At 36.6% G+C, this 23,958-nt stretch carries 20 protein-coding genes; 15 read left to right on the forward strand and 5 right to left on the reverse strand.

The window, feature by feature from the left end; genetic code table 11:
* A partial coding sequence (locus F4V57_RS14835) for a hypothetical protein (protein WP_228268218.1) occupies positions 1-142 on the forward strand: 142 nt, incomplete at its 5' end.
* Positions 143-231: 89 nt separating this feature from the next.
* Here F4V57_RS14835 and F4V57_RS00005 read toward each other — a convergent pair.
* Positions 232-1,041, reverse strand: a complete 810-nt coding sequence (locus tag F4V57_RS00005) for a cytochrome C assembly family protein (protein WP_070070150.1) — start codon at positions 1,039-1,041, stop codon at positions 232-234.
* Positions 1,042-1,192: 151 nt separating this feature from the next.
* Here F4V57_RS00005 and ffh point away from each other — a divergent pair, with 151 nt between their 5' ends.
* The gene (gene ffh, locus F4V57_RS00010; RefSeq protein WP_070070149.1) at positions 1,193-2,599 is read left to right on the forward strand and encodes a signal recognition particle protein; all 1,407 of its coding nucleotides are present in this window, start codon (positions 1,193-1,195) and stop codon (positions 2,597-2,599) included.
* Between the two features lie 204 nt (positions 2,600-2,803).
* On the opposite strand, the gene F4V57_RS00015 is transcribed toward ffh, so the two are convergent.
* Positions 2,804-4,642, reverse strand: coding sequence for a phosphoenolpyruvate carboxykinase (GTP) (locus tag F4V57_RS00015; protein ID WP_070070148.1), 1,839 nt, complete (start codon positions 4,640-4,642; stop codon positions 2,804-2,806).
* Positions 4,643-5,146: 504 nt separating this feature from the next.
* Here F4V57_RS00015 and F4V57_RS00020 point away from each other — a divergent pair.
* The 5 genes from F4V57_RS00020 (at position 5,147) to F4V57_RS14725 (ending at position 9,331) form a co-directional block, all read left to right on the forward strand.
* Positions 5,147-6,082 (forward strand): diacylglycerol/lipid kinase family protein, encoded by a 936-nt coding sequence (locus F4V57_RS00020; protein WP_070070147.1) that lies wholly within the window; start codon positions 5,147-5,149, stop codon positions 6,080-6,082.
* Entirely contained in the window at positions 6,063-6,830 is a 768-nt protein-coding gene (locus F4V57_RS00025; RefSeq protein ID WP_070070146.1) for a metallophosphoesterase family protein, read from the forward strand. Before F4V57_RS00020 ends, F4V57_RS00025 begins: the two co-directional genes overlap by 20 nt.
* Before the next feature lie 181 nt (positions 6,831-7,011).
* Complete coding sequence (locus F4V57_RS00030) at positions 7,012-7,302, forward strand: co-chaperone GroES (protein WP_070070145.1); 291 nt, start codon at positions 7,012-7,014, stop codon at positions 7,300-7,302.
* Positions 7,303-7,361: 59 nt separating this feature from the next.
* Complete coding sequence (gene groL / locus F4V57_RS00035; protein ID WP_070070144.1) at positions 7,362-8,996, forward strand: chaperonin GroEL; 1,635 nt, start codon at positions 7,362-7,364, stop codon at positions 8,994-8,996.
* A 158-nt stretch (positions 8,997-9,154) separates the two neighbouring features.
* Positions 9,155-9,331, forward strand: a complete 177-nt coding sequence (locus tag F4V57_RS14725) for a hypothetical protein (protein ID WP_171257548.1) — start codon at positions 9,155-9,157, stop codon at positions 9,329-9,331.
* A 6-nt stretch (positions 9,332-9,337) separates the two neighbouring features.
* Here the strand turns inward: F4V57_RS14725 and F4V57_RS00040 are convergent, their stop codons facing one another.
* Positions 9,338-9,778 (reverse strand): hypothetical protein, encoded by a 441-nt coding sequence (locus F4V57_RS00040; protein WP_227515699.1) that lies wholly within the window; start codon positions 9,776-9,778, stop codon positions 9,338-9,340.
* A 327-nt stretch (positions 9,779-10,105) separates the two neighbouring features.
* On the opposite strand from F4V57_RS00040, the gene F4V57_RS00045 reads away from it, so the two are divergent.
* The 4 genes from F4V57_RS00045 to F4V57_RS00060 all read left to right on the forward strand — a co-directional run bounded on the left by F4V57_RS00045 (position 10,106) and on the right by F4V57_RS00060 (position 14,913).
* Complete coding sequence (locus F4V57_RS00045) at positions 10,106-11,020, forward strand: YadA-like family protein (RefSeq protein WP_070070143.1); 915 nt, start codon at positions 10,106-10,108, stop codon at positions 11,018-11,020.
* A gap of 214 nt (positions 11,021-11,234) precedes the next feature.
* On the forward strand, positions 11,235-12,080 hold the full coding sequence (locus F4V57_RS00050) for a 4-phosphopantoate--beta-alanine ligase (RefSeq protein ID WP_070070151.1): 846 nt from the start codon (positions 11,235-11,237) through the stop codon (positions 12,078-12,080).
* Between the two features lie 247 nt (positions 12,081-12,327).
* Positions 12,328-14,352: an NAD-dependent DNA ligase LigA gene (gene ligA / locus F4V57_RS00055; RefSeq protein ID WP_070070142.1), complete on the forward strand. Its 2,025-nt coding sequence runs from the start codon at positions 12,328-12,330 to the stop codon at positions 14,350-14,352.
* Between the two features lie 12 nt (positions 14,353-14,364).
* A complete protein-coding gene (locus tag F4V57_RS00060) occupies positions 14,365-14,913 on the forward strand; it encodes a DUF2799 domain-containing protein (protein ID WP_081409226.1) in 549 nt (182 codons plus the stop codon).
* 174 nt (positions 14,914-15,087) lie between these two features.
* Here the strand turns inward: F4V57_RS00060 and F4V57_RS00065 are convergent, their stop codons facing one another.
* Positions 15,088-16,149 (reverse strand): NAD-dependent epimerase/dehydratase family protein, encoded by a 1,062-nt coding sequence (locus F4V57_RS00065; protein WP_070070140.1) that lies wholly within the window; start codon positions 16,147-16,149, stop codon positions 15,088-15,090.
* A 325-nt stretch (positions 16,150-16,474) separates the two neighbouring features.
* Here F4V57_RS00065 and ftn point away from each other — a divergent pair, with 325 nt between their 5' ends.
* The 3 genes from ftn (at position 16,475) to F4V57_RS00080 (ending at position 21,953) form a co-directional block, all read left to right on the forward strand.
* A complete protein-coding gene (gene ftn / locus F4V57_RS00070) occupies positions 16,475-16,939 on the forward strand; it encodes a heteropolymeric bacterioferritin subunit Ftn (RefSeq protein ID WP_070070139.1) in 465 nt (154 codons plus the stop codon).
* Positions 16,940-17,344: 405 nt separating this feature from the next.
* Positions 17,345-19,357: a TonB-dependent receptor domain-containing protein gene (locus tag F4V57_RS00075; RefSeq protein ID WP_070070138.1), complete on the forward strand. Its 2,013-nt coding sequence runs from the start codon at positions 17,345-17,347 to the stop codon at positions 19,355-19,357.
* Positions 19,358-19,760: 403 nt separating this feature from the next.
* Complete coding sequence (locus tag F4V57_RS00080; RefSeq protein ID WP_070069598.1) at positions 19,761-21,953, forward strand: TonB-dependent siderophore receptor; 2,193 nt, start codon at positions 19,761-19,763, stop codon at positions 21,951-21,953.
* 66 nt (positions 21,954-22,019) lie between these two features.
* Here the strand turns inward: F4V57_RS00080 and F4V57_RS00085 are convergent, their stop codons facing one another.
* On the reverse strand, positions 22,020-22,988 hold the full coding sequence (locus tag F4V57_RS00085; protein WP_406564518.1) for a hypothetical protein: 969 nt from the start codon (positions 22,986-22,988) through the stop codon (positions 22,020-22,022).
* A 322-nt stretch (positions 22,989-23,310) separates the two neighbouring features.
* Here F4V57_RS00085 and F4V57_RS00090 point away from each other — a divergent pair, with 322 nt between their 5' ends.
* The gene (locus F4V57_RS00090; protein ID WP_070069596.1) at positions 23,311-23,922 is read left to right on the forward strand and encodes a carbonic anhydrase; all 612 of its coding nucleotides are present in this window, start codon (positions 23,311-23,313) and stop codon (positions 23,920-23,922) included.
* The last annotated feature ends 36 nt before the right edge of the window (positions 23,923-23,958 follow it).

Below are 23,958 nucleotides of genomic sequence, written 5' to 3' on the forward strand. Positions count from 1 at the left end.
ATTTTTTATTGGCACGATTTATATTATGTCACTGGAAACCGATACATTTGAAGCGCTTAAAGTCAGTCCAATCTGGTTTATTATTCTGATTATTGGATATTTTGGCTTCTATAAACCTAGATTGAAAAAATATTCGGGTTAAAAAATAATTTTAATAAAAACGTCAGATGTATTCTGGCGTTTTTTATTGATTTGACAATTGAAACAATTCGTTGGAAAGCTAATGGAAATTTAAGATTTCATTAATAAAATTTCCAGCACAAATTTACTGCCAATAAAACCTAATGCCAGTAATGCAAAACCAATTAGAGTAAAGCGAATAGCTTTCATACCACGCCAGCCATATCGCCAGTGGCCAACCAATAACCCACCATAGATCAACCATGAAATGACACTAAAAACAGTTTTGTGTGCAAGATGTTGTCCAAAAAAATTTTCAATGGTAAAAAAGCCAAAACCTAGTGCTACAGTTAATAAAATAAATCCGACCATAATCAGGTCAAATAATAAGGATTCCATTGTTTGCAGGGACGGTAATAGGTTTACCCAGACTCGATATTTCTGTTTCTTTTTTAATTCTCGATTTTGAAACCAGATTAAACACGCATGAATTGTTGCCATGAGCAATACTGCATAAGCGGCTAAAGATAAAATAATATGAATATCAATGCCTAATCCTTGCTCAATAATGACATGTCCTGGAGAGTTAAATGCTGCTCCCATAAACATACCCAGTATGGCAATTGGAGTAGCAATTAAATTTAAAATAATTACAGGACGATACATGCTAAAAATAATACTTAGCAACAACATTAATCCGGACGTAAAAGAGATTAAGTTAAATACATCATAATTTATTCCCCATGGTGTAAGCATATCAATACTGAGTACCAATGCATGTAAAATCAGACCAGTCAATAAACTTGACCAGACCAGAAAAGGATTGGTTGTCGTTTTATTCAGGAACTGTTTTAACAGGTACAAAAAACCTGTGACATAGGCAACCAGTGCCAATATTGTGAAGATCAAGGGCAGATTCATGCCAAACCTTTAATACATGTTAGAATGTGCATAGAAACAACAAGCGCTACAAATTTTTTCCGAACTCAAGTATCCTATCGCATCTTATGCCATAATTGATCCATTGTTGGAAAGAATTTTTTGCAATTAGCCATTTTAAGCGGAATTTGTAATGTTTGATACATTAACGGAACGACTCACGCAGAGTTTAAGAAATGTCTCTGGCACAGGACAGTTGACTGAAGATAACATCAAGGATACGTTACGTGAAGTACGTATGGCATTGCTTGAAGCTGATGTTGCATTACCTGTTACCCGTGATTTTATTGCCAAAGTAAAAGAACAAGCATTAGGGCAGGATGTTTTGCAACAACTTTCTCCCGGTCAGGCTTTTGTGAAAATCGTCCATGACGAATTAACCCGAATGATGGGTGAAGCTAATGAAACTCTTGATTTGGCGGCTAAACCACCCGTTGTTATTTTATTGGCTGGTTTACAGGGGGCAGGTAAAACCACTACGGCTGCCAAATTGGCACGTTATTTAAAAGAACGTCAAAAGAAAAAAGTTGCAACGGTGTCTGCCGATGTATACCGTCCAGCTGCGATTAAACAATTGCAAACGGTATCTGCCGAAGTCGGTGCGGAATGGATTACTTCGGACGCTTCCGAAAAACCAATTGACATTGTTAATCGTGCCATTGAACAAGCTAAAATTAAATTTGCCGATGTATTGATTGTCGATACCGCAGGTCGTCTACATATTGATGATGACATGATGGACGAAATCAAAGCATTACATCAGGCAATTGCACCAACAGAAACGCTATTTGTCGTGGATGCCATGACTGGTCAGGATGCGGCAAATACTGCCAAAGCCTTTAATGATGCTTTGCCATTAACAGGTGTTATCCTGACCAAAACTGACGGTGATGCACGTGGCGGTGCTGCTTTATCTGTACGAGCAATTACAGGAAAGCCAATTAAATTTCTAGGAATGGGCGAAAAGCTTGATGCTTTGGAACCATTTCACCCAGAGCGTATTGCACAACGTATCCTCGGTATGGGTGACGTTCTCTCTTTAGTCGAAGAAGTTGAACGAAAAATTGACCGAGAAAAAGCCGAAAAAATGGCGAAAAAGCTACAAAAAGGTGGCTCGTTCAATTTGGAAGATATGCTGACTCAATTTGAGCAAATGAAAAAAATGGGTGGCATGGCAGGCTTTTTGGACAAGTTACCTGGTATGAGTGGTGCAGGTATTCAACAAGCACTTGATCAAGCACAGCCTGAAAAACAAGTAAAAAAAATGGAAGCCATCATTCAGTCAATGACGGTTAAGGAGCGTCGTAATCCGGACATTATCAACCCAAGTCGTAAAAAACGTATTGCGGCAGGTTGTGGTATGGAAGTGCAGGACATCAATCGTTTGTTGAAACAACATTCTCAAATGGCGAAAATGATGAAAAAATTCTCCAATCCATCTGGATTAAGTAAAATGTTACGTGGTGTACAGGACATGCAGAAAAAAATGGGAGGCATGACCGGTATGGGACCATTATTTGGCAATAATGATAAGAAATAAAATTAAAAAATGCTGATGAAAATCAGCATTTTTTTTGAAATATTAAAATATGATTGAGAACGTTATAGAGGTAATTAACTATTTATAATTGAAGTGTCGATTACATTGATTATAAAAATACAAATGCCCAATGAGTTTCATTGGGCATATTGGCTTAAATAATGATCCATTTATTTTAAGGTTGGAACAATTATTTATTCAGACTTATGCAGCATCAAATGCTTTAACTGCTGCAATTAATTGTGCCTGACGATCTTTTAAAACTTTTGGTAAGCGATCACCCAATTTATTGAACAATTCAGTATGGCTTTCAATTTCTTTTAACCATAAATCTTTATCCTGAGAAGTCACTTTTTCAAAGTCTTCTTTGGAGAAATCTGTACCATTCCAATTTAAATCTTCGTAGGTTGGTACATAACCAATTGCAGTTTCTACAGCATTGGCACGACCTTCTACACGATCAATGATCCACTCAAGTACACGAGTGTTTTGGCCAAAACCAGGCCATACAAAGTCGCCATTTTCATCACGGCGGAACCAGTTTACATTGAATATTTTTGGAAGTTTATTGCCAGCAGCTTTAGCTTTTGTTGCAACTTCTTCACCCAATGTTAACCAATGCTGGAAGTAATCTGCCATGTTGTAGCCTGTAAATGGCAACATTGCAAATGGATCACGGCGAACCACACCTTGTTGACCAACCGCAGCAGCAGTTGTTTCAGATCCCATAGTTGCAGCTTTATAGACGCCATCAACCCAGTCAAATGCTTCTGAAATTAATGGAACGGTGTCGGCACGACGACCACCAAAAATAAATGCAGAAATTGGTACACCTGCCGGATTTTCCCAATCAGCATCAATAGATGGGCATTGACCTGCAGATACTGTGAAACGAGAGTTTGGATGTGCAGCTTTTTCACCAGCAACATGAGGCTGACCTTTCCAGTTGGTTAGGTTAGCTGGTGCTTCTTTGGTTAGACCTTCCCACCAAACTTCACCATTGTCTGTTACGGCAACGTTAGTGTAGATTACATCTTTGTGTAGTGTTGCGATACAGTTCGGATTAGTTTTTGTATTTGTACCCGGTGCAACACCAAAGAAACCTGCTTCAGGATTGATCGCATATAAACGACCATCTTCACCAGGTTTGATCCATGCAATATCATCACCTACAGTTTCGATTTTCCAGCCTTCGTAACCAGCTGGTGGAATTAACATGGCAAAGTTGGTTTTACCGCATGCAGATGGGAATGCTGCAGCGATATAATGTTTTTCGCCTTGAGGATTGGTTACACCAAGAATCAACATGTGTTCTGCTAACCAGCCTTGTTCACGGCCCATTGCAGAAGCAATACGTAAAGCAAGACATTTTTTACCTAATAGTGCATTACCGCCATAACCTGAACCAAATGACCAGATTTCACGAGTTTCTGGATAATGCACAATATATTTTTCAGCATTACAAGGCCATACAACGTCTTTTTCGCCGTCTGCAAGTGGTGCGCCTACAGAGTGTACGCAAGGAACAAACTCACCATCAGTACCTAAAACATCATAAACCGCTTTACCCATACGTGCCATTTTACGCATGCTAACAGCAACATAAGGCGAGTCGGTCAATTCGATTCCGATCTGTGCAATATGACTTCCCAGAGGGCCCATGGAAAATGGTACAACATACATGGTACGACCTTGCATGCAACCATCAAAAAGCCCATTTAGTTTATTGCGCATTTCTGCTGGTGCCATCCAGTTATTGGTTGCGCCTGCATCATCTTTTTGTTCGGAACAAATAAACGTGCGATCTTCTACACGAGCAACGTCAGAGGGGTCAGAGTTTGCAAGATAAGAACCTGGGTGTTTTTCTTCATTTAACTTTTGCATGGTGCCGTTGGCGATCATTAAATCAATCAAACGTTGATATTCTTCATCGCTACCGTCACACCATTCGATTTTTGCAGGCTTGGTTAATTTTGCAATTTCTTCAACCCATGCAATAAGCTTAGGATGACGAACGAATTCTGGTGCGTTCACTTGGGTCATGTTGAGGCCTATTTAAAAGTGTGTACAAAGTACAATTAATCGCTAGGATCGTAGCGATTACAAATCAAAAAATGTGGGCGTATTAAAACATAAATTGCATCAAATGATAAGCAATTTTATCTAATGGAGAATTGACTTTTGAAAAAACTTGATTTAGGTGGATGATTTTGAAAGAAATAATTTAAATAAATACTAGGGGTAAAGAAAATAAATACTTTATTCTGTTATAAATCAATAGTCATTATTTTTTTGAGTGATATAGGAAAAAAGATAAAAAATACACAAAAATATCATTATTTTGTGATGGAAAAGCCTAAAATATGAATTTTTAATGGGGTCAGTGATCCTTGATCAGATTCCTTCTGAAGAATGATATTTGCTTTGAAGGTGTTGTATTTATGTAATATTCGTTAGTTTAAGGATGAATTACATTTTTATCTGGTATGACTAAGCTAATTTGCGTTATATGTAGATTTGCATTCTCTAGTGAAAAGAAGTCGCATAATGCACGATCCGCTATCAATTGTAATGAACACAGGTTCGGGTCACCATGGTCATGGACATCAGGTGAACATTGAAAAAATGGTTGAAATTTTGTCTGCTGCAAATTATGCCGTGGCATTATTTTTAACGGATCAGGTCTATAATCTGGATCAATGTATTGCTGAGGCTATAAAGCGTCATCAGTCATTCCCCAAAGGGCAACGAGGTATCATTGTCGCAGCAGGTGGTGATGGTACGATTAATTCCGTTGTACAAGCTTTGCTGGGTTTGGATATTCAACTAGGAATTTTACCTTTGGGTACATTTAATTATGTGGCACGTGCCTTGAATATTCCCTTGAATATTGATGAAGCAACACAGGTTTTGGTTGATGGCGACATCAGATCTATTCATGTTGCTCAGGTAAATCATCGGGTATATTTGAACAATGCCAGTATTGGTTTATATCCTGTGATTATCGAAAGTCGTGAATATTACAATCAAAAAATTGGTCGTTTTCCTGCGGTGGCATATTTGTCAGGCTTGGTTGAGCTAATTAAGCCTTTTTACCATTTTAGATTGAAATTACGCATTGATGGAAAACTGCATCCGGTTGACAGTCCAATGATTTTTTTTGGCAATAATCAATTACAACTTCAGGATTTAAAATTACGTTTGGCAGATTGTGCTGCACAAGGTAAATTGGCTGGTGTTGCATTGGGGCAGGTAAATCGCTGGCAATTATTACAATTAATTTTAAAATTATTTCAGGGAGAATTAGAGCGGGCAGATGATGTTTATGGATTTTGTGCGGATCAGGTTGAAATTGAATCTAAACAGAGAACTTTAAAAGTTGCATTGGATGGAGAAATTGTACAACTGACAACACCTTTAAAATTTGCAGTATGCCAAAATGCAGTAATAGTAAAGGTCCCGCATGTTATTACATCTATCTGATTTACACTTTGGGACAGAACAGGCTGATCGTGTTGTTGCTTTACAGCAGTTTTGCCGGCAATGCCCTATTGAATTAGTAGTCGTTAGCGGAGATTTGACTCAGCGAGCCAGATATCAGCAATTTTTTAAATGTCGACAATTTTTACAAAGTTTGAATTTACCTTATTTGGTTGTACCTGGTAATCATGATATTCCGCTTTATCATTTGTGGCGGCGTTTTATGTCACCATTTTCTCGTTATCAACTATTTTTTGGTGATACTGAACAAATTATTCAGACCAAGCATTTTTTTGTCATTGGCGTAAATAGTATTCGGCCCAAACATCATACCAAAGGATATGTATCAAAGTTACAAATACAGACTGTGGATCATATTTTATCTAAAGCACCTGCACATTTACTTAAGTATGTTGCGATTCACCAGCCTTTTTATAATGAACCTTTCGATAAACATGCTTTAAAAGATCGACCTGTATTAGGGGAAATGGCGTTGAGGTATTGGGCGAATTCCGGATTGAATGGACTATTGCATGGACATTTGCATCATTCAGCCAAGTATAATTTACAGCAATTATATGGATTAAATGTTGAGCATCCGGTATGGGATATTCATGCTGGAACAGCATTGTCTTATCGTCTACATCATGGTCAACAGAATGGTTTTAATTTAATTACGCCAGATGGAGCAGTTTTGGTATATTTATTTAATGAAATCAGCAATAAGTTTGAAAAACAGGCAGTTCTGTAGAAAAGTGCCATATTAGATTAAAAAAAGTACAAAAAAACTAATTTTTTTTAATTTACCCCTTGAAGCATTTTTTTCAATCCCCAAAAAAATGGCAGTACAAAGATTTGTTGGCAGTGGCGATAAGGAATGAAGGAGTCATTGGCAACATTTTTAAACAGAACTTAATCTGATGGAGTTTTTTATGAGCAATATTCGTCCATTACATGACCGTGTGGTTATTCGTCGTGTTGAAGAAGAAACAAAAACCGCCGGCGGTATCTTATTACCTGGTTCAGCAGCAGAAAAACCATCGCAAGGTGAAGTCATTGCTGTAGGTAATGGTCAAATTACAGACAATGGCATTCGCGCGTTAGATGTAAAAGTAGGCGACAAAGTTTTGTTCGGTACCTATGCAGGTACAACTGTTAAAGTTGATGGTGAAGAACTATTGATTATGAAAGAATCTGACATTTTAGCCGTTTTGGAAGGCTAATCCTGAAAAATCATTAGTAATCAGATCGAGTATTTAAATTAAAGGATTTGGAGTAAATTATGTCAGCTAAAGATGTAAAATTTGGTGACTCAGCACGTTCTAAAATGATTGCAGGTGTGAACATCCTTGCAGATGCAGTAAAAGTGACTTTAGGACCTAAAGGTCGTAATGTCGTGATTGACCGTTCTTTTGGTGCGCCACATATTACTAAAGATGGTGTAACTGTTGCCAAAGAAATCTCATTACAAGATAAATTTGAGAATATGGGTGCGCAACTGGTTCGTGAAGTTTCTTCAAAAACCAATGATATCGCAGGTGATGGTACAACAACTGCAACTGTATTGGCGCAAGCGATTTTAAGTGAAGGGATCAAATCTGTAACTGCAGGTATGAACCCAATGGATTTAAAACGTGGTATCGACATTGCTGTAAAAGCAGTAGTAGAAGGTATCCGTGCGACAGCAAAACCAGCTGATGACTTTAAAGCGATTGAACAGGTTGGTTCAATTTCTGCAAACTCTGACCATACTGTTGGTAAACTTATTGCTCAAGCAATGGAAAGAGTTGGCAAGGAAGGCGTGATTACTGTTGAAGAAGGTTCAGGCTTTGAAGATGCTTTAGATGTTGTTGAAGGTATGCAATTTGATCGCGGTTACATCAGCCCGTACTTTGCAAATAAGCAAGACACATTAACTGCTGAGCTTGAAAATCCATTTATCTTACTTGTAGATAAAAAAGTCAGCAATATTCGTGAGTTAATTACAACATTGGAAGCTGTTGCAAAAACAGGTAAGCCTCTACTGATCATCGCTGAAGATGTTGAAGGTGAAGCGCTTGCAACATTAGTTGTAAACAACATGCGTGGCATTATCAAAGTGTGTGCTGTAAAAGCTCCTGGCTTTGGTGATCGTCGTAAAGCCATGTTGCAAGATATTGCTACATTGACTGGTGCAACAGTAATTTCTGAAGAAATCGGTTTGCAACTTGACCAAACAACATTAGATCAATTAGGTACAGCGCATAAAGTTACAGTATCTAAAGAAAACACCGTGATTGTTGATGGTGCTGGTGATGCAACACAAATTGCTGAACGTGTTCAACAAATTCGTGCGCAAATTGAAGAGTCAACTTCTGATTATGATAAAGAAAAACTTCAAGAGCGCGTGGCGAAATTAGCTGGCGGTGTTGCAGTTATCAAAATTGGTGCAGCAACAGAAGTTGAAATGAAAGAGAAAAAAGATCGTGTTGATGATGCACTTCACGCAACTCGTGCAGCTGTAGAAGAAGGCGTTGTTGCGGGTGGTGGTGTTGCACTTGTTCGTGCGGTCAATGCACTTGATGGTTTAAAAGGTGCAAATGAAGATCAAACAGCAGGGATTAACATCCTACGCCGTGCTATTGAAGCACCACTTCGTCAAATCGTAGCCAATGCTGGTGACGAACCATCAGTCGTTATCAATGCTGTGAAACAAGGTGAAGGTAACTACGGTTATAATGCTGCAACCGGTGAATATGGTGATATGCTGGAAATGGGTATCCTTGACCCTGCGAAAGTAACTCGTTCTGCATTGGAGCATGCGGCATCTGTTGCAGGTTTAATGTTAACAACAGAAGCAATGATTACTGAAATTCCAGAAGAAAAACCTGCTGCACCAGATATGGGCGGTATGGGTGGAATGGGTGGTATGATGTAAACTTTACATCATCTGTTCTTCCAAAAATCCCTGCAATGCTATGTTGCAGGGATTTTTTATGGCAAAAGAAAATAAATATAATAATGAAAGATATGTTGGAGTGAACACTACAAAAACAATGTAGTGCGAGTATTGGAAAGAAAAATCAGGGGAAAAATATGTCTAATCAGCAAAATCGGATATTTGATGTAACAGAAGAATATGCATTATATCCAGTAAAAGAGGTTAAACGCTTATACGGATATGTCAAAAAATATAATATTTTATTGGAAAAAATAAAATATTTAGAGAAAGAAAATGCTGATTTAAAACAGAGAATCTTAAAGATCGATTGAAAAAAATTATTTATTGGCGGACAGCATTTCTTCAATCAAATGATAAATTAAAGATTTTTGTTTAGTGGTCAGCTTGGCAAACTTATCAGAAAAGTCACTGAGCGTTATATTGGTATGATAATCTGTATTCGTAGATTCCTGCTGGTCATTTAATTCTTCTCCAAAACGCAACCACTGGCTGGAGATATCCAACCATACTGCTAGAATTTGTAACTTATCCTGATTGGGAATGGCATTACCAGAAAGCCAGTTACTTGCTGTTTGTACGCTAACTGGCTGTCCCTGATAGCGTAGATTAAATTCACGAGCTAACCATGTTGGGCTATTTATGGCCCAGCCATTTTTAGCAAGTTGTTGTTTTAGCCGCTTGCTAAAAGCTTCTTTTTCATTTTTTACTTTCATTTGATTAAAAAAAAGAACGTCAAGTAAGTTTTGATAAAGTAACATGCTTGAAATCAAGTTTTGATTGATAAAATATTGTATTTATGCAGTATTTATAGATTAATTTGAGTATATTTTATACTTGTTTTTTACGTAATTAAATAAAAAATATAAGAAACACAAAATTTTGTATAAAATTAATCAAGTTTTGATTGATAAATTTTTAAAGTAAAACTAGAATTTGAGCAAGGCTTACCTCAGCTCACATCGTCATTTGGGCTACTGATGCCAGATTTGCAGATTTAAATAATGGATAGGTAGTAAAACACGATAAAACAGTGTTTTGGGGAAAATAAGTTTTATACAGCAAAGACATTTAAAGGGTGATTTTATATGAGAAAAACATTTTATTTATCAGGATTGGCCATTGCATTGACCATAGCAGCAACAGGAATTTATGCTGAAACAGTAACTGTTAGCGGTGCAACTTTGGCATCCAATGCCAATGATATTGCAGTTAATGTTAATTCGGATGATGGATCTATTGGTAACTTTTATGTCACCAATGGTTCAGCCAATACAGTTACGACATTAAATAGTGCATTAACCTATACAAGATTGACGTCTTACACGGGTACAGCAGCAAACCCAACCGAAGCAGCATCATTAACGTTAAATTCTTCTGGAGTCACACTGGCTGATGGTTCAGGCAATGCATTGCAATTAACAGGTGTAGCAGATGCAACATTATCTGCGACTTCAACCGATGCTGTAAATGGTTCCCAACTTTATGCGACAAATCAATCTATTAGTAATTTAAATGATGGTTTAACTGCGGAAACAGCTGCACGCATTGCTGGTGATGCAGCAACACTGGTATCAGCAAATGCTTATACTGATACGGCTGTGGCAACAGAAACGGCTGCACGTATCGCAGGCGATGCCGCAACGTTAACATCAGCAAATAACTATACAGATACTAAATCGACAGAAACACTTGCTGCTGCAAATGCCTATACAGATACTCGTGTAAACAATCTTGCCAACAGATTGGATGACGTTGAAAAAGCTGCTTATCGTGGTACGGCAATTGCGTTAGCTGCTCAGCAACAAGTTCCAAATATTAAACCTGGGCAAATTGCTGTATTTGGTGGTGCTGGTCATTATAAAGGTGAAACAGCAGGTGCATTGGGGATTGTAAGTGCTTTGGCTGATGGTCGTACATCAGTCAGTGCTGCGCTTGGGGTTGCTGGTGGTGGTGAGGTTGGTGGACGTGTCGGTCTTGCTTATGTCTTTGGCGGTAACTAATTCATTTATCATTTGATGTTATTGATTGAGTTGTATCCATAATTTATATGGTTACAACTCATTTACCGACAATATTCTGATTGATTAACTGATCAGTCATCATTGTTTATTCAGTGATCATGACATATAAATTCTTCAGATAAATCAGAAGAGCAATCGATCCTTGAGATAAATAATGCAAAATTTATTAAAGAAAATATTTAAAGTTAATCGTATGAAAACGGAAACGACAATACTGGGATTGGATGCAGCATTAAAATCAGCACGATTAGCACGTAAAAGCATTGGATTGATTTCAGCCAAAGGGCGTTTGCATCAGGGACATTTAAGTATCATTCGTGAAGCACGAAAATTATGTGATGTTGTGGTTGTTAGTATTTTTGTCAATCCTGCTCGATTTAATGCAGTTCAGGATTATGCCAACTATTGTAGTATTTTAAGTAATGACCATTATTTACTGGCTGATATGGGATGCGATTTGCTTTTTGTACCTACAGTACAGCAGTTATATGGCGATGATTTATGTCGAACAAAGATTACTGTACCAGGCATTACGGATATTCTATGTGGGCAATTTCATTATGGATATTTTGATGATGACATTACAACATTAACCAAGTTATTTAATATTGTTCAGCCTGGCCTTGCATTTTTGGGCCAGATTGATTGGCAGAAAATTGAAATCATGCGAGCAATCCGGCGAGATTTAAATTTGCCGGTAGCAATTGTTGCAGTTCCCATTTTTCGTGATGAAAATGGTGTTGTTTTAAGCCGTTGCAATACTGAGTTTAATGATCAGCAAAGACGGCTTGCACCATTGGTTTATCAGAGTTTGTTAAAAGCACAACAGAATTTGTATGCGGGGCAAAGGTTATCCTGTGTATTAGAAGAAATTTATCAAACATTGCAACAATCAGGTTTTGAAATAGAATATGTTCAAGCATATACGCCATATTTAGAGCCTGTGATAAAGTTTGACCAAAATATAATGTTATTTGTTGCGGTAAAACTGGGTATTTTTCGGTTAAAAGACAATATCAATGTGAAATATCCGAGTTAAAAATAATTTTCTTTAGATCGTTCAATCTTAAAGTTTTCCTCATTATCCTCACTTCGGTGAGGAATTTTTTATTATTATTCAATTGAGTTAAAATTTAAATCCGTTGGTAATATTTGTGATATAAAAAATTTTACGAAAAGTTATGCCTTTGGAAGGCTGATAAATAAACTAGAATGATCAGTTAGAGTATTTTAGATAAATTTAATATGGTTAAATATACGCAGTTTTTAGTCTGGTTGAAAAGTTGATGAATACTGAGCAAATTATTGCAGAAATGCGTAAGTTAATTCAGATCCTGGCAAAACATAGTCATGCCTATTATGTGATGGACAATCCGACAATATCTGATGCTGAGTATGATCAACTATATCATCAACTTAAACACATGGAACAACAATACCCCGATCTCATTCAAACAGATTCCCCAACCCAAAAAGTAGGTGGAGAGGCCCTCTCTAAGTTTAGCAGTGTAACGCATGCAGTACCGATGTTGTCACTAGGTAATATATTTAATTACGATGAGTTAAAAGCATTTGATCAGCGAATTCAGGAACGTTTACCACAACAAAAAATTCAATATGATATCGAACTCAAGCTGGATGGTCTGGCGATTTCATTATGGTATGAAAAAGGTGTACTGATTCGTGGTGTAACGCGTGGTGATGGTGAAACCGGTGAAGACATTACTCAAAATGTGAAAACTATTCGTAATCTGCCATTATCTTTACGTACTGCTAACGTGACTGTCCCGGATTTTCTGGAAGTTCGTGGTGAAGTTTTGATGCCAAAATCAGGTTTTGAAAAATTAAATCGTGTTGCCGAACAAAATGGTGAAAAAACATTTGCAAACCCTCGTAATGCTGCTGCGGGAAGTTTACGTCAACTTGATCCAAAAATTGCTGCCAGTCGACCACTGGCATTTTATGCCTATGGAGTGGCACAGTGTGTACCTCATCATGGTTTGGCATCGATGCATGAAAGTTTGCATTGGTTAACTCAACTTGGTTTTGAAATTGCCGAACGTCAATGGGTGGTTGATAGTATTACTGAGGTGCAGCAATGTTATGAACAAATCATCAAAGAGCGCCATAATTTAAGTGTAGAAATTGATGGAATGGTGATCAAGGTTGATGATCTGCAACAACAAAAACAATTGGGTTTTTTAAGTCGGGAGCCACGTTGGGCAACAGCATACAAATTTCCAGCTCAGGCAGCATTAACTACAGTAGAAAATATTGAATGGCAAGTCGGACGTACCGGTACTTTGACGCCTGTTGCACGTTTGCATCCGGTATTTGTTGGAGGTGTAACAGTATCTAATGTAACGCTGCATAATATTGGAGAAATTCATCGTCTGGATGTGCGTATTGGTGATCGGGTTAGTGTATACCGTACTGGTGATGTGATTCCAAAAGTTGAAAAAGTCTGGCCTGAATTTCGGCCTGAACATGCTGCAATCGTACAACTTCCTGAAAATTGTCCGGTATGTGATTCTCCAGTTGTTATGCCAGAAGGTGAAGCATTGGCCAGATGTTCAGGTGGACTGTTTTGTTCAGCTCAGCGTATTGAAGCGATTCGGCATTTTGTTGCACGTAAAGCACTGGATATAGAAGGGTTAGGTGATCGATGGGTTGAATCTCTCTTAAATTTACAACTACTTCGAAATGTGGCTGATATTTATCAACTTCATCAACATCGTGAAACATTATTAACCATTGAAAAAATGGGTGAAAAATCAGTTCAGAATTTATTACAGGCAATTGAGCAAAGTAAGGATACTCAATTACATCGTTTTATTTACGCGCTGGGAATTCGTGGAGTCGGTGAAACAACTGCCAAAATGTTAGCTAACACTTTCCAAACGCTGGATGCATTGATGCAGGCAGATCTGGAACAATTGAAAAAAACCCCTGATGTAGGTGATATTACTGCAGAATGGATTTATGACTTTTTTCATGCACAGCATAATCTGGAGGTCATTGAACGTCTACTTCAGGCAGGCATTACATGGCCAGCACCGCAAGCACCGACTCGGCAGCCATTAAATGGGGAGAGTTGGGTCGTCACTGGAACACTAGCCAGTATGGGGCGTGATGACGCAACACAAAAACTACAGGCATTGGGTGCCCGTGTTTCAGGTAGTGTATCAAGTAAAACCAAATGTGTGGTTGCTGGAGAAAAAGCCGGAAGTAAACTGGAAAAAGCTGAAAAATTAGGTGTTTCAGTGATGAACGAACAGGAATTTTTAAGTATGCTAGAGCAGTATCAATAAAAAGAAGCAAAGATGATGAAAATCACATTATTTATGTTGTTAAGTAGCTGCATCGTATTAAGTGGTTGTCAGGTTATGTCAGCTACTGAATGTGAAGTTGCTAACTGGGCGGATCTTGGACGACAGGATGGATTAAAAGGTTATACATCCAGAATAGATTCCAGAGTTAAATCTTGTAATAAAAAACAGATTGCTGTAAACGCTACGGACAGACAGCAATATCAACAAGCGTATCAATCTGCGATTTTGCAATATTGCCAACCTAAAAATATTTACCAGTTATCGATTATTGGACAAGGATCAATTAGTGCTTGTCCAGAACCTAATCGTAGCCGAGTTAGAGCAATTCATGATACTGCTTCACGTTATTACAATAACAAGCAGGATATTGAATCAAAAAGGAATAATATTCGAGATATTGATCGAAAAATTGACAAAGTTACGGATAAAGACGAACGCTATAAATTACTGGAACAGCAGCGACAACTTTCAAAGGATTTGAATCATTTGCTTGAGGATCAAATTCAGTTAGAACGGGAATTGGAATTGGTTAAACCTTAATCTGAAAATTAAGTTGCCTTAGAGGTTGTTTTTTAAGTTCGCTCAGCTTGATTCTTTGAGAACAAAGTTTTTCTCAAATAAGTATTTTAATAAATTTATTTGATAATTCTCCCCCTATTAGGGGGAGATATATAAGATTGTTTGAAACATCTATTCTTTTAATTGGCGTTTAATTTAGCGTTTTTTGATAATACCATCGTCCAGTAATTGCTGAAAATGTTCAACAACACTCTTTTTGATATCATGGTAATGTAGCCCCAATTCCTGGATGCTACGTAAATTATTAAAATAAATTGGATATCCCATATTTAGACGAACAAATTTCCGTGATAAACCAAATGCAGGTGCAACTAAGCTAAACAAAGGTTTCGGTACTTCAAATGGCGGAAATGGATATTTCTTGCCAAAGTGTTGTTGTAGGATGTAGCCAATGTCCATCAAACTAAGTGTTCCACCACAGACAATATAACGACCGTGAGCTGATAATTCTTGCGCAGCCTGAATATGTGCCTGTGCAACATCTCTTACGTCAACAATTCCATTCCACATTGCTGGTGCACCAAAACGCATGGTACCGTCACCAAATTGTTTAAGTACTTCGACACTACCGGATTGTGTGTTGGCTGTTAAAGATGGCCCCATAACCAGAGCCGGATTAATGCAAACCAAATCCCAGCGCGCCTGATCTGCCTGCATTTTCCAGGCAGTTCTTTCTGCGGCAACTTTTGAGTATGGATAAGGCTGATGATCAATACTACTGGTGCTATTCCAATGACTTTCATCAAAGCGATTTTCTGCAGTTTTGATAATTTCAATGGCATCACCGTACGTCGCAGCAATACTTGATGTGAGCACAACACGTTTTACTGATAAAGTACGGTTTACAGAAGTTAGTACATTTTCGGTCCCTTTTATGGCCGGTTGAACAATATCTTTAAAAGCATCTTGATAATTACTGACCACAAAAGGCGATGCAGTGTGAATTACAATTTCACAATCCTGCATAGCACGATCAAACGCTCTTTCATCTAATAAATCTGCTTCAAATAAGCGTAAAGTTCCGGACGTTTGTTCAGCGATATGGTTTAGGTGTATTGTTTTATAGGGTTGATTTAAATTGCGAACAGTTGCATGTACTGTACGGCCAGCTTCCAATAAGCCTTTAATAATCCAGCCTGCAACGTAACCAGTTGCACCGGTAACAAGGATTGGCGCATTTTGATTAAAATTATTCATCGACAATATCTGGCAATATGAAAATTATTATTTTCCATGAAAATTGTAAAAAAACAAAAAAAATTGCAAAAAAAAATATTTTAAAACTCTAAATTTTAGCTTAACAAATAAGTCGTTTACTTTATTTAATTCATCAATAGATAAATAATTTGATTACAAATTCAACAGTTTAAGGCGTATTAATTTCAAAGAATTGCCTTGATATAGATTGCAAATGCGTTTGTTTCTCATTATTAGTTATTTAAAATCAAACATTTAAGTGTATTTTTGAGTTTTCATCTTTCAAAAAATAATGCATAATATTGGAAAATTTAGGAGCTTTGGTATGAAAGGCAATCCAGACGTTATTGATTATTTAAATATGTTAATTGGTGGTGAACTTGCTGCCCGTGATCAATATCTAATCCATTCCCGTATGTATGAGGATTGGGGCTTAAGCAAAATCTACGAACGTATTGATCATGAAATGCAGGAAGAGGCATCACATGCGGACGCTATTATCCGCCGTGTATTATTCCTAGAAGGTACACCAAATATGAATCGTGAAGATATTGATATTGGTACCGATGTTGTTTCTTGCTTAAAAGCTGATTTGGCATTGGAATATCATGTTCGTGAAAAACTGGCAAAAGGTATTCAATTGTGTGAAGAAAAAGGTGATTTTATTAGTCGTGATATGTTACGTCAGCAATTATCTGATACTGAAGAAGATCACACTTACTGGTTAGAAAAACAGCTTGGTCTCATTGAAAAAATAGGACTACAAAATTATATTCAATCACAAATTTAATTATAATTTTTATACATAAAATGAAAACCGGGAATGTTTCCCGGTTTTTTATCAATACAAAAAAGCTTTAAATATGTTTAAAAATTCAAATAAGATTAAAGAATATAAAAACATCCGAATTCAACGCTCATTGAAGGTTAGGGGAAGCCAGATATCTATTTTTCCTTATTGGTATACCTGTAAAACCATATTTATTTTTTCTAAAAAAAAGTGTTCGCGTTTACAAATTAACGAAGATTAATCTTTAAAATACTTTAATTAAATAAGTATTAGTAATGATGTTATCTAATTTGTAAAATTTACTAAAAAATATAAACAAGAATGATTTAGATTACTTTTAAGAATGTAAATATGTTGATATTATGTATTTTCACTTATCCTTTTGTAACCAATTATGGATTTTTTATGGATCTCCCAAGAAATTTTTTAACCCGCAGTATATTATTTAGTTTGGCTTCTAGTAGCATTGCGTATGCAGATGAAAATAATATCAAACAGTTAGATGCAATTGTTGTGACAGCCTCTGGATATGAACAGACCATTGCAGATGCACCGGCTTCCATTACCGTAATTGATCGTGAAGAGCTTGATAAAAGAAATTATCATGATATTACTGATGTATTAAATGACGTTCCAGGCGTAACAATTACTGGATCGGGTAGTACATTGGACGTCAGTATTCGTGGTATGGATCCGCAATATACTTTATTTTTGGTAGATGGCAAAAAACAGGATAGCCGTACGACACGTCCGAATGGCGACGATTTTGGTCTTGAAAAAGGAATTTTGCCACCGTTACAGGCCATAGAGAGAATAGAAGTGATTCGTGGACCAATGTCATCTCTATATGGTTCTGATGCGATGGGAGGGGTTGTCAATATCATCACGAAAAAAGTACCTGATCGTTGGACAGGAAGTTTTGATGTCAGTACAACGTTGCAGGAACATAAAGATTCGGGCGATGTTTTTGATACCAATATTTATCTTGCAGGACCATTAGCTGAAAAATTAGCCATGCAAGTTGCGGCCGGTTATTATAATCGGGATGAAGATAATATTATTGGTGGTTTTAAAGGAACTAAACGTGAGCATTTAAATACCAAATTTACCTATGTAATTAATGATCATCATGATGTGGCTTTTGGATATGATACGTCTAAACAGGTAGGTGATGAAACAGCCAAAACAGCCGCCAGCAATATTCGTGGGAAATTACGGTTTTACCGTGATGTATTTAGTTTGACTCATAATGGTAAATATACTGATAACGTAAATAGTAATTCATATCTTCAGTATGAAAAATCACAGACACCAGATCGTGAAAATGCTGTACTAACATCATTAAATAATGGTGTACGTGTGAATCAACCGATTGAAACTGAAGTTTTGACGGCAAATACACAATGGAACTGGTTATTGGGAAATCATACCTTAAGTTTCGGCGCATATTTTAAAAATGAAGAATTAACAGATAAAGCAACAAATCTAAATACTGCCGGAAATGCAGGAAGTGATTTTTCACGCTGGTCAAATGCATTATTTTTTGAGGATACGTGGGCACTAACAGATCATCTTAATGTGACAGGTGGTTTAAGATGGGATAATGATGAACAATATGGTTCGCATTTTAGCCCTCGATTATATACGGTGTATCATCTAAATGACAAAATTACTTTAAAAGGTGGTGTTACAACAGGGTATAAACAACCTGAATTACGTGCAGCAGCTGACGGTTTTTGGCAGGTTACCGCACGTGGCGCAGGAATTATTTTAGGTAATTCTGATCTAAAACCAGAGCAAAGTACGACGTATGAAATTGGTGCAATCTGGCAAGGGGACTTATTTACAACAAGTCTTACGGCATATCATACTGATTTCAAAGATAAATTGCAGAATTATAGTGCTTGTCAAGCGGGTAGTCGCACCAATAGTGCAAGCTGGACTTGTACAGCACCTGATGGACAAACAAAATATTGGCGTATTCTTGAACGTACCAATGTAGACAGCGCAGAAATTAATGGTGTCGAAATCACATTCGACACTCAACTCAATGACTGGTCAACTTTACGTGCAAATTATACCTTTACAGATTCAGAGCAAAAATCAGGTGCAAATAAAGGTAGACCGCTTAATGATATTCCGAAACATAATGTAAATGTCACACTCGATACTCAGCCTAGTGATGCTGTAAATTTATGGGCACGTTATAATTATCGTGGTGCTACTACCGATAGTACAACAGTGACAGAATGGCCTGCGTACAGTTTTTATGATGTCGGGCTGAACTATCGTTTCAACGATCACTTAACAGCAAAATTTGCAATTAATAATATTTTTGATAAACAACTTGTTGCAGAGGAAAATGAAAAAGTATTGGATGGTCGTCGTTACACAATAGGATTAAATATGAATTTTTAACAAATAAATTTAGATTGTTAAAAACCATTTGATCGAAAAACCACGTTATCTCCATAATTGTGGAGATAACGTGGTTTTAATAACTGTAATCGTTATGTTTAGTAAGTTTTTGTTAAAAAATAAATTTTAATGTATTTACATATCATGTGCTTAATTTTTTAACTTTTAATTTTATTTCTCAAAAATATTACCTTAAATTAAATATTCACTATTGAAACATTATATATTAATAAGTATGTGATTGATAAATATAAGTTTTTATGATTTATGGTTAAGTTTGTATGCTATGGTGATAACCTTTAGTAAATAATATTAAGAATTATTTCTCTTTTAATGATAATAATTATCTGTTACCATCCTGAAAGGAAATGTAATTTATGTTAATAAACACAGGACTTTGGTAATGTTTAGTAAGCTAGAAAAGAATACCTTAACAATTTGCATATTGGCGTCAATATTTGCAACTACATATACTTTTGCGAATGATGAACAAATAGAACAACAGAAAAAACCTGTTCAGCTTGATGCGATTGTTGTAACAGCTGAAGAGCAAATCAAGCAATCTCTTGGTGTATCAAAAATTACTGCTGAAGATTTAGAAAAAACACCTGTTGTTAATGATATTTCAGAAATTATTCGTCGTATGCCGGGTGTTAATCTTACGGGAAACAGTGCAACAGGTCAGCGTGGAAATAATCGTCAAATCGACATCCGTGGTATGGGACCAGAAAATACCTTGATTTTGATAGATGGTAAGCCTGTAACTTCTCGTAATTCTGTTCGTTATGGTTGGCGTGGTGAACGTGATACGCGTGGTGATTCGAATTGGGTTCCAGCAGATGCAATTGAATCTATCGAAGTATTACGAGGTCCTGCTGCTGCTCGTTATGGCAATGGTGCAATGGGTGGTGTCGTTAATATCATCACCAAAAAAGTAACGAATGAAACACATGGATCAGTTGAGGTTTATACTAATCAACCAGAAAATCGAAAGGAAGGGGATAGTAGTCGTGTCAGTGCCAATTTGAGTGGGCCAATTATTAGAGATGTTCTGTCTTATCGTATATACGGCAATTTTAATAAAACAAATGGTGATGCTGCTGATCTTAACCCTGTAAACTCTTCTGGCTATCGTGCAGCGGGTAAAGAAGGGGTAGAAAATAAGGATATTAATGCTCGTCTGGCATGGCAGGTGACAGATAATCAAACTTTGTTATTGGATGTTGGAGCTAGTCGTCAAGGTAACGATTATGCAGGAGATTCACAAAATAGTAATCTGGATTTTACTACTAATGCAATATTATCATCCTTAATTGGTACAGAAACTAACACTATGTACCGTACCAACTATGCCCTTACTCATGAAGGTAACTGGGATTGGGGGAAAAGCAAACTTTTAGCATCTTATGACCAGACGAGAAATAAACGTCTAGCTGAGGGCACTGCTGGTGCGTCAGAAGGTCGTATTAATAGTATTACTGATCGTCCGACATCTGTTTTAGATACTTTACGTTTTAGTGCTGAGGCAAATATTCCTATTGAACTATGGCGACCACAAAATTTAACTTTAGGTGCTGAGTGGGTTGATGAGGATTTCACTGATACTGCGAATACAACTCAAGGTACTGGTGATTCAGTTGTAGAAAGCTTAACAGGCAGTAATCGTAGTAACATGAATTCTCGTATTGCTTCGGCATATATAGAAAATAATATTAAAGTTACACCAACAACAGATGTGGTATTGGCATTACGTTTTGATGATCATAACAAATCTGGAGATAACTGGAGTCCAAGTTTAAATCTTACTCAAAAATTGGGTGATTATTTTACATTAAAAGGTGGAGTTGCTAAAGCCTATAAAGCACCAAATTTATATCAAAATGCTGAAGGATACTTATTAGCAACTTCTGGTAATGGTTGTCCAATTGGTTTGAGTCGTTGTTTATTACAAGGTAATGCAGATCTCAAACCAGAAACTTCAGTAAATAAAGAAATTGGTATTCAGTTTGAGAAAGATATTGTCACTGCGAGTCTGGCATGGTTCCGTAATGACTATAAAAATAAAATCACTTCTGGTGATACTGTATACGGACAAGTTCAATATAATGGTGCGACATGGAATCTACTGAAATGGGTAAATATTCCAGAGGCACTAGTACAAGGTTTGGAAGGAAGTATTAGTCTGGATTGGGGGAATATTACCTGGACCAATAATTTTACTTGGATGAAAGATTCGATTAATAAGAGAACTGGTAATCCATTATCCATCGTTCCAAATTACACGATTAACTCTATTTTGAATTATGAGATTACAGACAAAGCAGATGTTAACTTTGTCTATACCCAATATGGTCGTCAAAAACCACGTCAGTTTTCAGAAACGGCTCTTGAAAATCGTACTGGTATTGTGACAACTGCAATCAAGAGTTATAGTCTTGTTGGTATTAACTTTGGTTATAAATTTAACCAAAACTTTAGTGGACGATTGGGAGTAAGTAATTTATTTGATGAACAGAAATTGCGTGATACAACTGTAAATCAAACTTATAATGAACCTGGTCGCGCTTATTATGCCAGTTTAAAATATCAATTTTAAAATTTTCAGATTAGTTTAATAGTTAATATAAAGCCCAATATTATATTGGGCTTTATATTTTCTGAATTATAATTTAGAATTCAATAAAATATTTGTGACTTGTTCAGAATTATAGAATTCTTTTAGATAAAAACGAATACGTTGTATTAGATAGCCATCATTGATAAGCTGTTCAATAATAGGCATCATTAATTCATAAAGCTCATTTTTTAATAATTCATCATTAATATTAAGATCAGCTAGAATTTTAGCAAAAGTTTCTGTTTCGTGTGCTTTTAACCATAAGCGAATACCATCAGCAACCTGTTGTTGTAGATAAGGTGTTTGGCGTAAATGTTGCCAGATTTGTGTGGTCATTGTGACGGTTTGTGGTAAGTCTTCTACCAGAATATAGTTTTGCAGTTGAGATAAGGGCATTTTTTTTATTTGATGCCAAAGTTTGGCTTGCCAGTGATAAAGTTTTTCTTCATCAAGACTTTGATTAATCAATTGTTCACTGATATTACTAATTTTTGAAATATTTTTTTGTAGATAAATTTTAATGGTGTCATCAAAATTTTGATCAGTTGCCAGTTCAATGACAGATTTTCCCATTTTCATAAATGAACCTACACCCGGTATTCTTTTACTTGCAACAGTTTGATCCAGATAATCTTTTAGGCTTTGTTGCACAATATTGGTTACCAATTCAATATAACTTTCGTTGGTTACAATCTTTTGGATCAACGCCTGTCTGTGCTGATGCTTGGAGGCAATATATTGTGCAATTTGATCGACTGTTTCTACAGGGATAACGTCTTCAATGGTAGTGTGTATATTTACTGGATGTTGAAGTGCCTGTGCAATATGTTGTTCAATTTGTGTAATTAACGAAGCAGAAAGCTGGGTATTTAGAATTTGTTGCTTTAATAAGGCCTGAATATGCTGCTCAGACCAGATAGATATAATTTTTTGTTGCTTAAACCAGTCAAAAAAACCAAGTACTTCTTGAGCAATAGTCGTTGGATTGCTTAATTGTTGCTCGATAAAACACATTTGGGCATCTAAGATAGCTTTGGCTTTAGGATGCATATATTACAGGCTCAGACAGGACAATCATTGAATAGATTGTAGCAGATGGTAGCAAATACGTGTGATTTTTACAGGATTGAGAACAATTCATTGATGCCTTGAAATTTAATATTTTATCTAAAATATCTTAATCATTTATATGTTAATAGAAAATTGAAATTATAAATGGAATCTCGATTTAATCGATATTATTCAAGAACCCGAATGTAAAAGGTAGTTTTTGTCTAATGACAAACCACAGGAAGGCTCTTACAATGGGCGCATATTTGCGGTTTTAGGAATCCCCATGTTAAGTGCACAAGAGGCATTGCAACGCCTTAAAGATGGTAACAAAAACTTTGTTAGTGGTAATACAACTTTTAAGAATTTATCTCATCAGGATCGTGCTGCACTTGCATCAGATCAAAATCCTTTTGCGATTATTCTAGGGTGTTCAGATTCACGCGTTCCTGCTGAGATGGTTTTCGATCAAGGATTAGGGGATCTGTTTGTCATTCGTGTTGCCGGAAATGTTGTTGCACCGTCACAGGTTGGTAGTGTTGAATTTGCTGCTGAGCGTTATGATTGTCCGGTAGTGGTAGTATTGGGACATAGTCATTGTGGTGCAATTCAGGCAACAATTGAAACTTTGCAAAATCCGGAAAATTTACCTTCACAAAATTTGATGTCTATCGTTAATCGCGTACGTCCATCCGTAGAAATTTTATTTCAGACCGAATTAAAGGACGATATTGAAAAATTATCAAAACATGCAGTGCGTGCCAATGTTTTTGCATCAGTAAATCAATTACGTCATGGTTCTGCGGTACTTGAAAAACTGATTGAACAAGGCCAGTTATTGGTGATAGGCGCAGAATATTCACTGGAAACAGGCGAAGTCACTTTTTTTGACTATTAGTTTTTTGGGGAAATAATAAAAAATCAGGCTTTAATA

The organism is Acinetobacter qingfengensis, from assembly GCF_008693185.1.
GTDB lineage: Bacteria > Pseudomonadota > Gammaproteobacteria > Pseudomonadales > Moraxellaceae > Acinetobacter > Acinetobacter qingfengensis.